Raw genomic sequence first — 12,991 nt, 5'->3', positions numbered from 1 at the left:
AGCCCTCGCTACCATCGTCCCCATGACCTCTCCCGCTGCTGCTTCGCCGGCCGTCGGCACCCCCTCCCGCTCCATCTCCGTGCTGCTCTACAGCAACGACCGTGCGGTCCGGGACCATGTGCGCCTGGCGGTCGGGACCCGTCCTGCGGATGACGTCACCGTGTCGAGCTGGACCGAGTGCGCCACGCCCGACGCGGTCCTGATGGAGGTCCAGGGCGGCGACTTCGACGTGCTCATCCTGGACGGCGAGGCCCGGCCCTACGGCGGCATGGGCCTCTGCCGCCAGCTCAAGAGCGAGATCTTCCAGTGCCCGCCGGTCCTCGTGCTCACCGGTCGTCCCGGAGACGGCTGGCTGGCGACCTGGTCCCTGGCCGACGCCTTCCTGTCCCGGCCGCTGGACGAGTCGCGCCTGTGCGCCGCCGTCGCCGAGCTCGCGCGCCGGTGAGCGAGCAGTCCCCCACCTGGCCAGACCTGCTGACCGCGCTCATCCGCGGTGAGGACCTCGACACCACCCAGGCCGCCTGGGCGATGGACCGGGTCATGTCCGGCGAGGCCACGCCGGCCCAGCTCGCCTCCTTCCTCACTGCGCTGCGGGCCAAGGGGGAGACCGTCCCGGAGATGACCGGGCTGGCCTCGATGATGCTCCAGCACGCGCACCGCTTCGAGGTGGACGGCCCGACCATCGACATCGTCGGCACCGGCGGTGACCGTGCGATGACCGTCAACATCTCCTCCATGTCGGCCGTCGTCATGGCGGCGGCGGGCGCGGTCGTGGTCAAGCACGGCAACCGGGCCGCGTCCAGCCGCTCCGGCTCCGCAGACATGCTGGAGGCCCTCGGGGTGCGCCTCGACCTGGCTCCGGACGATGTCGCGGCCGTGGGGCGCGAGGTCGGCATCACCTTCTGCTTCGCCCAGACCTTCCATCCCTCGATGCGGCACTCGGCCGTGGTCCGCAAGGACCTCGGCGTGGCCACCGCCTTCAACTTCCTCGGACCGCTGACCAACCCCGCGCAGCCCAGGTATGCGGTGGTCGGTTCGGCGGACGCCCGGATGGCACCCCTGCTCGCCGGCGTCTTCGCCGAGCGCGGGACGCAGGCGGTCGTCTTCCGTGGTGACGACGGCCTGGACGAGGTCACGCCCGCCACCACCACCCGGATGTGGTGGACCCCGGGCACCGGGGAGGTGCACGAGTGGACCCTCGACCCGGAGCGCCTCGGGCTGCCGACCCACCCGGTGGAGGCGCTGCGGGGGGCGGACGCCGAGCACAACGCGCAGGTGGCCAGGGAGCTCTTCGCCGGGGCGACCGGCGCGGTGCGGGATGCCGTGCTGCTCAACGCCGGCACTGCCCTGGCGCTGCTCAACGCCGGCGAGGACGCCCAGCACCCTGCCGACGAGGCGGGGCTGCATACCCGTGTCCGTGCCGGCATGGACCGGGCGGCGCGGGCGATCGACGAGGGTGGCGCGGCCGCCGTCGTGGACCGCTGGGTCTCCGCCACGAGAGACCGCTGAGGCCCCCGCCGGACCGGGAGGGTAGCGTCGACTGCATGCGTGCAGTCATCGTGGAACGAACCGGAGGACCTGAGGTCCTCACCCTGGTCGAGCAGGAGACCCCCGAGCCCGGTGCGGGCGAGGTGCGGGTCGACGTCGCGGCCGGGGGCGTCAACTTCATCGACATCTACCAGCGCTCCGGTGCCTACCCCCTCCCCCTGCCGTTCGTGGCGGGCAGCGAGGGGGCTGGCACCGTGTCCGCGCTCGGGCCGGACGTCGAGGGGGTCTCGGTCGGCGACCGGGTCGCCTGGGCCATGGTCCCGGGCACCGGGTATGCCGAGCAGGTCGTCGTCCCGGCCGGGAGGCTAGTCCCGGTGCCGGAGGGGGTGGAGCTGGAGACCGCGGCAGCGGCGATGCTGCAGGGCATGACCGCGCACTACCTGGTCAACTCCACCTTCCCGGCGCAGCAGGGCCAGACCGCCCTGGTCACGGCCGCGGCCGGAGGCGTGGGCCTGCTGCTCTGCCAGCTGCTGCGGGCCAAGGGGGTGCGCGTCATCGGCACGGTCGGCAGCCCTGAGAAGGCCGAGCTGGCCAAGGCCAACGGGGCGGACGAGGTCGTCCTCTACCGGCAGGAGGACCTGGTCGAGACGGTCGAGCGGCTCACCTCCGACGAGGGGGTCGACGTCGTCTACGACGGGGTCGGCAAGGACACCTTCGACGCCGGCCTGCGCCTGCTGCGTCCGCGCGGGATGATGGTCCTCTTCGGCGCCGCGAGCGGCCCGGTGCCCCCGGTAGACCCCCAGTCGCTCAACGCCGGCGGATCCCTCTTCCTCACCCGTCCCTCGCTGGCGCACTACGCCGCGGACCGAGAGGAGCTCCTGTGGCGGGCCGCGGACGTGCTCGGCGCGATCGCCGGCGGCGAGCTGACGATCCAGGTGGGCGGCCGATACCCCCTTGCCGAGGCGCAGCAGGCGCACGAGGACCTGGAAGGTGGCCGCACCACCGGCAAGCTGCTGCTCATCCCCTGAGCCCAGGTCGCCTGGCCGGGCATGGACCCGGACACGACGAAGGGCCCGACCTGCTGGTCGGGCCCTTCGTCGTGATCTAGGTGGTGTCGACCCTCAGATGGCGTGCTCGCCCCGGAAGTGCTCGAAGACCCAGCCGACGACCGAGATGACCAGGAAGGGCGCTGCCGCGACGGCCAGCCACCACCCGACGCCGATGCCCAGCACCACGACCGAGGTCGACAGTCCCAGGTACAGCGGCCACCAGGAGTACGGCGTGAAGTGGCCGAAGTCGCCGGACAGGTCCGCGATCTCCCCCTGCAGGTCGTCCTCGGGCCGCGGGTCGGTCTTGCGCCCGGTCAGCCACAGGTAGACGGCGATCCAGGTGGCGAACAGCATGGTGAGGAAGAGCCCGATGATCCCGACCCACTCACCGAAGTTGGTGAAGTAGGCGTAGATCACGGTGAGCAGCCCGAAGAACGGGATCAGGGCTGCGAAGACCTTGGCCTCAGTTCGCATCGGCTCAGCGCTCCTCTCCGGTGTAGCCACCGGTGTCGGTCCCGACGTTGCCCTGGGGGTCGGTCTGCGGGCCACCGAGCAGCTGCTCGGCGACACCCTTGTCCGGCTCGGGCGACTCCAGGACACCGATGTTCGGGTGGTTCATGTCGAAGGCGGGACGCTCGGAGCGGATCCGCGGCAGCGAGGTGAAGTTGTGCCGCGGCGGCGGGCAGGAGGTCGCCCACTCCAGGGTGGTGCCCCAGCCCCACGGGTCGTCGACCGTGACCTTCGGGGTCTGGAAGCTCTTCCACACCGCCATGAAGAACGGCAGCATCGAGATCGCCAGGATGAACGAGGAGATCGTGGACAGCTGGTTCATCCAGGTGAAGCCGTCCTCCGGCATGTAGTCGGCGTACCGCCGCGGCATACCCGCCGCGCCGAGGAAGTGCTGGACCATGAACGTGCCGTGGAAGCCGACGAAGAGCAGCCAGAAGTGGATCTTGCCCAGCGTCTCGTCCAGCATGTGGCCGGTGAACTTGGGCCACCAGTAGTAGTAGCCGGAGAACATCGCGAAGACCACGGTGCCGAAGACGACGTAGTGGAAGTGCGCGACCACGAAGTAGGAGTCGTGCAGGTGGAAGTCCAGGGCCGGGCTGGCCAGGATGACACCGGTCAGGCCACCGAAGAGGAAGGTGACCAGGAAGCCGACCGCCCACAGCATGGGGGTCTCCATCGAGATCGAGCCCCGCCACATGGTGCCGACCCAGTTGAAGAACTTCACGCCGGTGGGCACCGCGATGAGCATCGTCATGATCGCGAAGAACTCGAGCAGGACCGCGCCGGTGGCGTACATGTGGTGCGCCCACACCGTCACCGAGAGGGCGGCGATCGCCATCGTGGCCATGACCAGCGTCTTGTAGCCGAACAGCGGCTTGCGGGAGAAGACCGGGATGACCTCGGAGACGATGCCGAAGAACGGCAGCGCGATGATGTAGACCTCCGGGTGCCCGAAGAACCAGAACAGGTGCTGCCAGAGCATCGCCCCGCCGTGCGCGGGGTCGTAGATGTTCCAGTTCCAGAGCCGGTCCACGATCATCCCGAAGAAGGCCGCGGCCAGGACCGGGAACACGATCAGCGCCAGGATCGAGGTGATGAGGATGTTCCAGGTGAAGATCGGCATCCGGAACATCGTCATGCCGGGCGCGCGCATGCACACGATGGTGGTGATGAAGTTGACGGCACCGAAGATCGTGGCGAAACCGGTCAGCGCCAGGCCGAGCACCCACAGGTCACCGCCGAGGCCGGGGGTGTGCGAGGGGCCGGCCAGCGGCTGGTAGGCGGTCCAGCCGAAGCCTGCGGCACCGTCGGGGGTCAGGAAGCCCCCGACCGCGATGAGGCTGCCGAAGAAGAAGAACCAGAAGGCGAGCATGTTCAGCCGGGGGAAGGCCACATCGGGCGCCCCGATCTGCAGCGGCACGATGGCGTTGGCGAAGCCCGCGAACAGCGGCGTCGCGAACATCAGCAGCATGATCGTGCCGTGCATGGTGAACATCTGGTTGTAGATCTCGGGGTTGTCCACCACCTGCAGGCCGGGGGTGTACAGCTCGGCCCGGATCACCAGCGCCATCAGGCCGCCGACCATGAACCACGCCATCGTGGTGACGAAGTAGAGGTTGCCGATGACCTTGTGGTCGGTGGAGGTGAGGATCCGCACCGCGTTGCGCACGAACGAGCTGCGCTCGGCGCCACGCCGGGGCTGCGGACTCCGCGTCTCCTCCGGGGTGCTGAGGGTCGTCGCCATCAGTTACCGCTCCTTCCGCGCAGAGGGTCGTCCTGGTCGCTCTGCAGCTCGTACTGGTCGAGCTCGGGACCCAGCCGGCCGGTCTGGCCCGCCTCGCGCAGGGACTCGATGTGGGCGTCGTACTCCTCCTGGGAGACGACGGAGACGTTGAAGAGCATCTCGGCGTGGTAGGTGCCGCACAGCTCGGCGCACTTGCCGTGGAAGGTGCCTTCCTCGGTGGTGGTGACCTGGAAGATGTTGACCCGGCCAGGGATCATGTCCAGCTTGATGAGGAACTGCGGGACCCAGAAGGAGTGGATGACGTCACGGGAGGTGAGCACGAACTCCACCCGGCTGTCGACCGGCAGCACCAGGGTGGGCAGCGTCTCCGGGACCCCCTCGCGGCCCTCGTTGAGGGTGTAGGCCTGCACGCCGGTCTCGTAGACGTCCTCGTTGAGGTAGTTGAAGTCCCAGCTCCACTTCTTGCCCGCCACGTTGACGACCACGTCGGGGTCCTCGTCGATGTGCAGGAGCGTGTTCTCGACCTTGACGGTCTGCCCGAACAGCGTCATGACCAGCAGGATCGGGACCGCGGTGTAGAGGATCTCGAAGGGCACGTGGTAGCGGAACTGGGTGGGGATCTCGTCCTCGCTCTTGCGGCGGTAGGCGATGACGCACCAGAAGATGAGGCCCCACATGAAGATGCCGATCGCCCACGCCGCGATCCAGGTGCCGTTCCAGAAGGTCAGGTACTCGGAGCCCTCGCTCGTGATGGGCTCGGGCAGGAAGCCCGCTCGAATGTCCTCGACGCAACCGGACAGAAGCAGCGCGGCGGGCACGGCCGCCGCGGCCAGTCCCCACCGCCTGCCGACCGGACGACGCTGTGTCTGCTCAAGCCGTCGCACTGATACACCTCACACTTCTCGGGCTCCCGGGCATGACTGTGCAGAACCATACCTTCAGCACTGCTCGATTCTCGCACGCGGGGCCCCCTCAGGTGGGCCCGGCGCGCCACCGGCTCGGCAGGAGCCGCGACCGCACCCTCCGTACCAGGTCAAGGTAGGTGCTGCGGTCCACCTCCCGCACCCCTAGACGGGCCAGGTGGGGGGTGCTCCACTGGACGTCCAGCACCCAGGGCTCGCCGTCCTCGGAGAGGACCTCGACGAGGCGGACGAGAGCCACCTTGGAGGCGTCGGTGGCGCGGTGGAACTTGGACTCCGCGGCGAACAGGCGACCGATGGCCAGGCCGTACAGGCCGCCGACCAGCACCCCCTCCGCCCAGACCTCGACGGAGTGCGCCCACCCGAGCCGGTGCAGCTCGACGTAGGACTCGACGATCTCCGGGGTGATCCAGGCCCCGTCCCTGCTCGGGTCGGCGCAGGCCTCGACCACGTCCCGGAAGGCGGTGTCGACCGTGGCCTCGAACCGGCCGACGGAGCGGCGCAGCGAGCGGCTGACGTGCAGGTCACCGGGCAGGAAGATCCCCCGCGGGTCAGGCGACCACCAGCCCAGGGGTGGACCACCGCCCACGCCGACCCCCATCGGGAAGATCCCTTCCCGGTACGCCTCCAGCACCGTGCCGGGCGCGAGGTCGGCCCCGATGCCGACCAGGTCCTCACCGGGCCGGGCGCCCCCCGTGCTCAGGCGCCAGGAGGTGCGGGGCGGCTCGATCGGCATACCTCACAGTGTCCACGCAGAGAGTCCCGGTGCCGTAGGCGGCACCGGGACTCTGTGTGAACGGCTCACTGAACTGCTACGTGCTGGCTTCGCTCGCGCGCACTACCTGTTCCGGTGAATCAGGCTCGCTGCGTTCGCGAGTCACCGGTCACCCGAAGCTGTCGCCGCAGGCGCAGGAGGAGCCCGCGTTGGGGTTGTCGATGGTGAAGCCCTGCTTCTCGATGGTGTCGGCGAAGTCGATGGAGGCGCCGTCCAGGTAGGGGGCGCTCATCCGGTCCACGACGACCTCGACGCCACCGAACTCGGCCACCAGGTCGCCGTCGAGGCTGCGCTCGTCGAAGTAGAGCTGGTAGATCAGGCCGGAGCAGCCACCCGGCTGCACGCCGATGCGCAGCCGAAGGTCGTCGCGGCCCTCCTGCGCGAGCAGGCTCCTGACCTTCTCGGCGGCGACGTCGCTCAGCTGCACTCCGTGGGTCGCGGTGCTCTGGATGTCGGTCATGCTCGGGGTCCTCTCGCAAGGGGTGTCGGTGCTCGTGCGTCAACGCGGTCAACGCTGGGGGTAGACGTGCTGTTCCCGGATCTCAGGCTACGCCACCACGTCAGTCACGGCGGCCCGGCATGCGGGCCTGCTCCCCACGGCTTCCCCGCCGGTCTTCCACGCAGGCCTTCCCCGACGGTCGTCCACGCGGGCGCACCGGAACCGCTCACCTGGCCGGTGTCCACGTCCGGGCGACCCTGGCGGCCAGGGCGGCGAGGTCCTCCCCCTCGCGCAGCTCGTACGCGCCGCTGACCCCCAGGCTCATCCCCTCACGGCGCCCGACCGCGACCTGCCGGGCCAGCACCACGGTGGGCGTCGCGGACTCCAGTGCGGCACGCGCGGTCTGCGCGACCACGCCGTCGTGGACGGTGGTGTAGTCATACCGGTCGGTGACCAGAACCAGCAGCGACCCCGCCAGCCGTGGGCGGATGCCGAGCTCGTCCAGCAGGAAGCGGGCCCCGTCGTCGGTGCGGGCCCCGATGAGCTGCAGGGCGTAGCCCAGCCCTCCCCCGGCCCCCGAGCCGGGCTCCCGTTCCGGGCGGCGCGGCAGTCCGGTGAGCAGATCGCGCGAGGGCGGCAGGACGGCGTTCACCCGGTCGGTGAGATCCCCCATCCGCAGCTCCAGGCGCTGGGTGACCTCGGGGGGCACGCCGTGGTCGCCGAGGCCGGCGCTGGCTCCCTGGAAGCCCAGCAGCGGCGACTCGGTGGTCGTCACCAGCACCAGCCGGGTGCCGGCCCACTCGTCCCGGACCGCAGGGAGGTTCGTCAGGTCGGCGCCGGCACCGAGCTCGCGGAGCAGCCCGACGCCGCCGTCGTGGGTGGCCAGCGGACCGACCCCCACGACGATCCGGTCCACGCCCAGGTCGCGGGCATGCCGCAGCAGGCGGCCCACGCCCGCGCTGGACAGCCCCTCGGGGTCGGCCAGGCGCTCCTGCGGCACCAGGTGGCGTCCCGCCACCTGCGCCGTGTCGAGGTATGCCGTGCCGCCGGCCGCGGGATCCCGGTCACCGCGGTCGGCCAGGTCACCCCGGTCGGCCGGGTCGGCCGCACCGGACGGATCGGCCGTCGGCACGACGGCCACCGCGGCGGGCACCTCTACCCCGGCCGGGCCCGGCACCACGACGGGGTGCACCGTGGCCCCGAGTCGTCCGGCCACGACCGCGGTCAGACCTGCCCCGCCGTCGTGACAGTCGTACGCCTCCACCGTGGTGTGCGGTGCAGTGCGGGCCCAGCCGCGGGCCACTCCGGCAGCGGCGTCGGCCGTCAGCCGCTCCCCGCTACGGTCGACGACCACGACCACGCGGGGGCCTGCGGCAGGGGTGGCGCTGGCGCTCATGCGGTTGACCTGCTCAGCCGTAGACCATCTGCATGGCCTCGCGCACCTCGGCCAGCGTGCTCTCGGCCACCTCGCCGGCGCGCGCGTTGCCCTCCGCCAGGACGCGGCGCAGCTGGGCCGGGTCGGCCGCCAGCTCGGCCCGGCGGGCCCGCAGCGGCGCGAAGTACTCGTTGACGGCCTCCGTCACCAGCTTCTTCAGGGTCCCTGAGCCGCCGTCGCCGATCTCCTCGGCGATGGCCTGGGGGTCGCGGCCGGTGGTCAGGGCGGCGAGCTGGACGAGGTTGGAGACCTCCGGGCGGCCCACCGGGTCGAAGGTGATGCGCCGCTCGGAGTCGGTGACCGCCTTCTTGAGCACCTTGGCCGTGTCATCGGCCGACATCCGCAGCTCGATGGTGTTGCCCCGCGACTTGCTCATCTTCTGCCCGTCGGTGCCCAGCAGGTGGGGGACCTCCGAGAGCAGGGCGTCAGGAGCGGGGAAGACCGGCGCGCTGCGGTCCCCGGCCCGGCCGTAGCGCTCGTCGAAGCGGCGGGCGATGACCCGCGTCTGCTCCAGGTGCGGCAGCTGGTCCTTGCCGACGGGCACGACGTTGGCCTTGCAGAAGAGGATGTCGGCCGCCTGGTGCACCGGGTAGGTGAGCATCAGCCCGCTCATCGGCCGGCCACCCGTGGCGTCCTGCTCGGCCTTGACCGTCGGGTTGCGGCGCAGCTCGCTGTCGGTGACGAGCGACAGGAACGGCAGCATCAGCTGGTTCAACGCCGGGATCTGGGAGTGCGCGAAGATCGTCGTGCGGGCGGGGTCGATCCCGGTCGCCAGGTAGTCGGCGACGAGGGAGAGCACCCGCTCCTGGATCAGGTCGACGCCGTCCCGGTCGGTGATGACCTGGTAGTCGGCGATGAGCACGAAGGTGTTCACGCCCAGGTCCTGCAGCGCGACCCGGTTGCGCAGGCTGCCGAAGTAGTGCCCCAGGTGCAGGTGCCCGGTCGGCCGGTCACCCGTCAGCATCCGGAACTGGCCGGGGTCGGTGCGCAGCTGCTCCTCGATCTGCGCGCTGCGCGCCAGGCTGCGCTGCAGCGAGGCGGCGGAGGTCGAGTCGGCGAGGACGTCGCCGGCGGAGTCGTCGAGCGGGGCGGTGTCAGTCACGCTGGACGATGCTACGCCGGACCGCTAGCGCAGCCCGTCCCGCCCGTGCGGCACCTGCCAGACCGAGGTGTCCGGCCCCTTGGGCACGACCCCCGTGGGGTTGATGTCCAGGTGGGTGGCGTAGTAGTGCGCCTTGATGTGCTCGAAGTTGACCGTGGAGCCGAAGTCGTGGGTCTGCCACAGGTCGCGCGCGTAGGCCCACAGGGCCGGCATCTCGGTGAGCTTGTGACGGTTGCACTTGAAGTGGCCGTGGTAGGCCGCGTCGAACCGGACCAGGGTCGGCCACAGCCGCACGTCGGCCAGGGTCAGCCGGTCACCGACGAGGTAACGCTGCCGCGACAGCCGTTCCTCGAGCCAGTCCATCCGCGCCCACAACGCGTCGTAGGCCTGGTCGTAGGCCTCCTGGGTGCCGGCGAAGCCGCACTTGTAGACCCCGTTGTTCACGTCGTGGTAGACGAGCTCGGAGACCTCCTCGATCTCCCCGCGCAGGTCCTCGGGCCACAGGTCGGGCGCCTCCGGGCGCTGGTGCTCGGTCCACTCGGTGACCAGGTCCTTGACGATCTGGTGGAAGTCGTTGGTGACGACCTGTCCCGTGGTGGTGTCCACGACGGCCGGGACGGTCACGCCCGACTCGGGGAAGCCGTCGGGCCGTGCGTCGTAGGCGTCCTTGAGCCTGGGGATGCCGAGCACGGGGTCGACACCGCCCGGGTCGAGGTCGAAGGTCCAGCTGTCCTCGTCGTGCACCGGCCCGGCCACGGCCATCGACAGCACGTCCTCCAGACCCAGCAGCTGGCGGACCAGGATCGTCCGGTGCGCCCACGGGCAGGCGCGGGAGACAGCGAGCCGGTAGCGCCCCGGCTCCACAGCAAGATCGCCATGGCCGTCTCCGTCCCGCGTGATCCGGGTCTCGATGTAGCGGGCCTTGCGCTCATAACCGCCCTCGCCGCTGACGTAGCTGCCCTGCGCGGTGCTGCCCTCGGCCTTCTCCTCACGCTTCTCTTCAACCATGGGGTCAATCCTTGCCGACGGTCCCGAGACGGTCCAGCAGGAGGGCCTCGGCCAGGCAGACCCGCTCGAACTCGCCCAGGTGCAGGCTCTCGTTGGCGGCGTGCGCACGGGTGTCGGGGTCCTCCACCCCCGTGACCAGGATCGCCGCGTCCGGGAACCGCTCGGCGAAGGCCGCGACGAAGGGGATCGACCCACCCACCCCGATGTCGACCGCCTCGACGCCGTCCCAGGCGTCGCGGAAGGCGGACCTGGCCACGTCATACACCGGTCCCTGGGCGTCGGCGGCGAACCCGGCGCCGTCGTCGTCGAGCGTGACGCTCACCTGGCAGCCCCAGGGCGCGTGCTCCTCCAGGTGCGCCTTGAGGGCGAGGTATGCCGTCTCCGGCGACTCGGCCGGGTGGATGCGCATCGAGAGCTTGGCCCGGCCGACGGGCGTGAGCAGGTTGGCCGCCTTCTCGACCGAGGGCGCGTCGATGCCGATCACGGTCATCGCCGGCTTGGTCCACATGCGGGACAGGATCGAGCCGGTGCCGATCGGGCTGACGCCGTCGGCGAGCCCGGAGTCGGCCCGCAGGTCGTCATCGGTGTAGTCCAGGTCAGCGGCCTGCGAGCTCATCAGCCCCGGGACGGCCACGTCACCCGCCTCGTCGTGCAGGGTCGCGAGCAAGCGGGCCAGTGCCGTCAGGCCGTCGGGGACCGCGCCGCCGTACATCCCGCTGTGCACCCCGTGGTCGAGCGCGCGGACCTCCACCACGACCCGGACCATCCCGCGCAGGGTGGTGGTCAGCGCGGGCACGCCGACCTTCCAGTTGTGCGAGTCGGCCAGGACGATCGCATCCGCGGCCAGCCGGTCGCCGTGCCTCTCCAGGACCGTCGGCAGCGAGGCGGACCCGACCTCCTCCTCCCCCTCGATGAAGACCCGGACCCCCACAGGTGGCCGTCCGCCGTGCGCACGCAGCGCGGCGACGTGGGCCATCACCCCCGCCTTGTCGTCGGCGACGCCCCGGGCGTAGAGCCGCTCCCCCACCTGCGTCGGCTCGAAGACCGGCGTGTCCCAGTCGGCGTCGTCGCCGGGCGGCTGGACGTCGTGGTGGGCGTAGAGCAGCACGGTCGGGGCCCCCTCGGGACCGGGCAGGTGCCCGATCACCGCCGGGCGGCCACCCTCGCGGACGATCTCGACCTCCAGGCCCTCGGCGCGCAGCAGGTCGGCGGTGGCCAGGGCGCTGTCCTCGACGTGCCTCTGGTCGAAGGAGTCCAGGGACACCGAGGGAATGCGGGTCAGCGCCTCCAGGTCGGACCGGATCCCCGGCATCATCTCGCGCACCCGGGCAGCGAGCTCTGCGGTGCGGGGCTCTGCGGTGCGGGGCTCTGCGGTGCGGGGCTCTGCGGTGCGGGGCTCTGCTGCGAAGGTGCGGGAAGGGGTGCTGGCGGCGTTGTCGTTCACCCTGCCGACTCTAGCCAGCCTCACGCGCCGGACCGGGGCGCGGCGCGGGCCGCATACACTGGGCTGGTGCTTTTCGGGAAGAAGACTGCCACGTCAGAGGTCGACGACACGGCTGCTGCGGAGTATGCCGCGCGGGACCGGGTGACGTCGGCGGACGCCTCGCGCCCCCAGGGCAAGGGGCGACCGACCCCGAGGCGCAGGGAGGCCGAGGCGGCCAACCGGCGACCCCTCGTGGTCGACAAGAAGACGATGAGCGCCGAGCAGAAGGCGAAGGTGCGGGAAGAGCGCGCCAAGGCACGCGAGTCGATGCTGCGCGGCGAGGAGCGCTACCTGCCGCCGCGGGACCGCGGCCCGGAGCGGCGCTTCCTGCGCGACGCCGTCGACAGCCGCTGGAACATCGGCGAGGTCCTGCTGCCGATCATGCTCTTCCTGCTGGTGATGACCTTCCTGCCGATCGAGTGGGCCCGGATGAGCGCCTTCCTGGCGGTCTACGGCCTCATCCTCTTCGGCATCGTCGACTGCTGGCTGCTGTGGAGGCGCACCAAGAAGCGCTTCGTCCAGGAGTTCGGCCACGAGCCGGGTCGCGGCTCGGCCTGGTACCTGGTGATGCGCTCCTTCCAGATGCGGGGCAGCCGGGTCCCGCGTGCGGCGGTCGAGCGCGGCTCGGAGCTGGGTCGCCGCTAGGCGCGCACCTCGCAGTGCGGGCCACGGCACAGCGTGACCGGCCGTCCCACCCTGAGCCGGCTCGTCATGGGTGAGCCGGGAGGAACCGGCTCACCCATGACTTTCCGGCGCGCGGTGTGACTGGACTGGAGGGACAGCCGCCTGGAGGGGACCCTCAGTCGGCGGGCGAGAGGCTCATCGGGCCGTAGACGACGTCGTCGTCGCGCTGCAGCGTCACCGTGGCGACCCCCGCGTCGGCGAGCGTCGCCCACTCCTGCGACAGCCACGCCTCGGCGTCGGCCTGCGAGGGGAAGGTCGTCGAGGCCAGGCCGAGGTCGGTGATCTCGGTGCCGTCGGCCCGGGCGTAGCTCCACGTGTAGTTCTCGCTCATGGGACCCACCCTAGGTGTCCGGG

The 12,991-nt window shown here is 71.0% G+C and carries 14 protein-coding genes; 4 read left to right on the top strand and 10 right to left on the bottom strand.

Going from position 1 to position 12,991, the window contains the following annotated elements; genetic code table 11:
- The first annotated feature begins 22 nt into the window (after positions 1-22).
- The 3 genes from ESZ52_RS06560 to ESZ52_RS06550 are packed head-to-tail and all read left to right on the top strand — an operon-like array spanning position 23 to position 2,516.
- Entirely contained in the window at positions 23-445 is a 423-nt protein-coding gene (locus ESZ52_RS06560; protein ID WP_131104223.1) for a response regulator, read from the top strand.
- On the top strand, positions 442-1,509 hold the full coding sequence (trpD, locus tag ESZ52_RS06555) for an anthranilate phosphoribosyltransferase (protein ID WP_131104222.1): 1,068 nt from the start codon (positions 442-444) through the stop codon (positions 1,507-1,509). The genes ESZ52_RS06560 and trpD overlap by 4 nt, the downstream gene beginning before the upstream one ends.
- A 35-nt stretch (positions 1,510-1,544) precedes the next feature.
- On the top strand, positions 1,545-2,516 hold the full coding sequence (locus ESZ52_RS06550) for a quinone oxidoreductase family protein (RefSeq protein ID WP_131104221.1): 972 nt from the start codon (positions 1,545-1,547) through the stop codon (positions 2,514-2,516).
- A gap of 93 nt (positions 2,517-2,609) precedes the next feature.
- On the opposite strand, the gene ESZ52_RS06545 is transcribed toward ESZ52_RS06550, so the two are convergent.
- From ESZ52_RS06545 to ESZ52_RS06505, 9 genes are all read right to left on the bottom strand, one after another.
- Positions 2,610-3,011 carry a cytochrome c oxidase subunit 4 gene (locus ESZ52_RS06545; RefSeq protein ID WP_131104220.1) on the bottom strand — a complete coding sequence of 134 codons (402 nt, stop codon included), beginning with the start codon at positions 3,009-3,011 and terminating at the stop codon, positions 2,610-2,612.
- 4 nt (positions 3,012-3,015) lie between these two features.
- The gene (gene ctaD, locus ESZ52_RS06540) at positions 3,016-4,791 is read right to left on the bottom strand and encodes an aa3-type cytochrome oxidase subunit I (protein ID WP_131104219.1); all 1,776 of its coding nucleotides are present in this window, start codon (positions 4,789-4,791) and stop codon (positions 3,016-3,018) included.
- On the bottom strand, positions 4,791-5,675 hold the full coding sequence (ctaC, locus tag ESZ52_RS06535; protein ID WP_131104218.1) for an aa3-type cytochrome oxidase subunit II: 885 nt from the start codon (positions 5,673-5,675) through the stop codon (positions 4,791-4,793). Before ctaC ends, ctaD begins: the two co-directional genes overlap by 1 nt.
- An 88-nt stretch (positions 5,676-5,763) precedes the next feature.
- Entirely contained in the window at positions 5,764-6,447 is a 684-nt protein-coding gene (aat, locus tag ESZ52_RS06530; protein ID WP_131104217.1) for a leucyl/phenylalanyl-tRNA--protein transferase, read from the bottom strand.
- A gap of 148 nt (positions 6,448-6,595) precedes the next feature.
- A complete protein-coding gene (locus tag ESZ52_RS06525) occupies positions 6,596-6,946 on the bottom strand; it encodes a HesB/IscA family protein (protein ID WP_131104216.1) in 351 nt (116 codons plus the stop codon).
- Positions 6,947-7,151: 205 nt separating this feature from the next.
- Positions 7,152-8,321, bottom strand: coding sequence for a glycerate kinase (locus tag ESZ52_RS06520; protein ID WP_131104215.1), 1,170 nt, complete (start codon positions 8,319-8,321; stop codon positions 7,152-7,154).
- Positions 8,322-8,334: 13 nt separating this feature from the next.
- The gene (gene trpS, locus ESZ52_RS06515; RefSeq protein WP_131104214.1) at positions 8,335-9,462 is read right to left on the bottom strand and encodes a tryptophan--tRNA ligase; all 1,128 of its coding nucleotides are present in this window, start codon (positions 9,460-9,462) and stop codon (positions 8,335-8,337) included.
- 24 nt (positions 9,463-9,486) lie between these two features.
- A complete protein-coding gene (locus tag ESZ52_RS06510) occupies positions 9,487-10,470 on the bottom strand; it encodes a glutathione S-transferase family protein (RefSeq protein WP_131104213.1) in 984 nt (327 codons plus the stop codon).
- 4 nt (positions 10,471-10,474) lie between these two features.
- Positions 10,475-11,785 carry a dipeptidase gene (locus tag ESZ52_RS06505; RefSeq protein ID WP_131106478.1) on the bottom strand — a complete coding sequence of 437 codons (1,311 nt, stop codon included), beginning with the start codon at positions 11,783-11,785 and terminating at the stop codon, positions 10,475-10,477.
- Between the two features lie 195 nt (positions 11,786-11,980).
- On the opposite strand from ESZ52_RS06505, the gene ESZ52_RS06500 reads away from it, so the two are divergent.
- Complete coding sequence (locus tag ESZ52_RS06500) at positions 11,981-12,598, top strand: DUF3043 domain-containing protein (protein WP_238154510.1); 618 nt, start codon at positions 11,981-11,983, stop codon at positions 12,596-12,598.
- A gap of 154 nt (positions 12,599-12,752) precedes the next feature.
- On the opposite strand, the gene ESZ52_RS06495 is transcribed toward ESZ52_RS06500, so the two are convergent.
- On the bottom strand, positions 12,753-12,968 hold the full coding sequence (locus ESZ52_RS06495; protein ID WP_131104212.1) for a hypothetical protein: 216 nt from the start codon (positions 12,966-12,968) through the stop codon (positions 12,753-12,755).
- Positions 12,969-12,991: the final 23 nt, after the last annotated feature.

The organism is Ornithinimicrobium sufpigmenti, assembly GCF_004322775.1.
In the GTDB taxonomy this organism is placed as follows: domain Bacteria; phylum Actinomycetota; class Actinomycetes; order Actinomycetales; family Dermatophilaceae; genus Ornithinicoccus; species Ornithinicoccus sufpigmenti.
The sequence above is the reverse complement of the archived record's forward strand: the minus strand, read 5'-3'. Positions and strand labels throughout refer to the sequence as shown.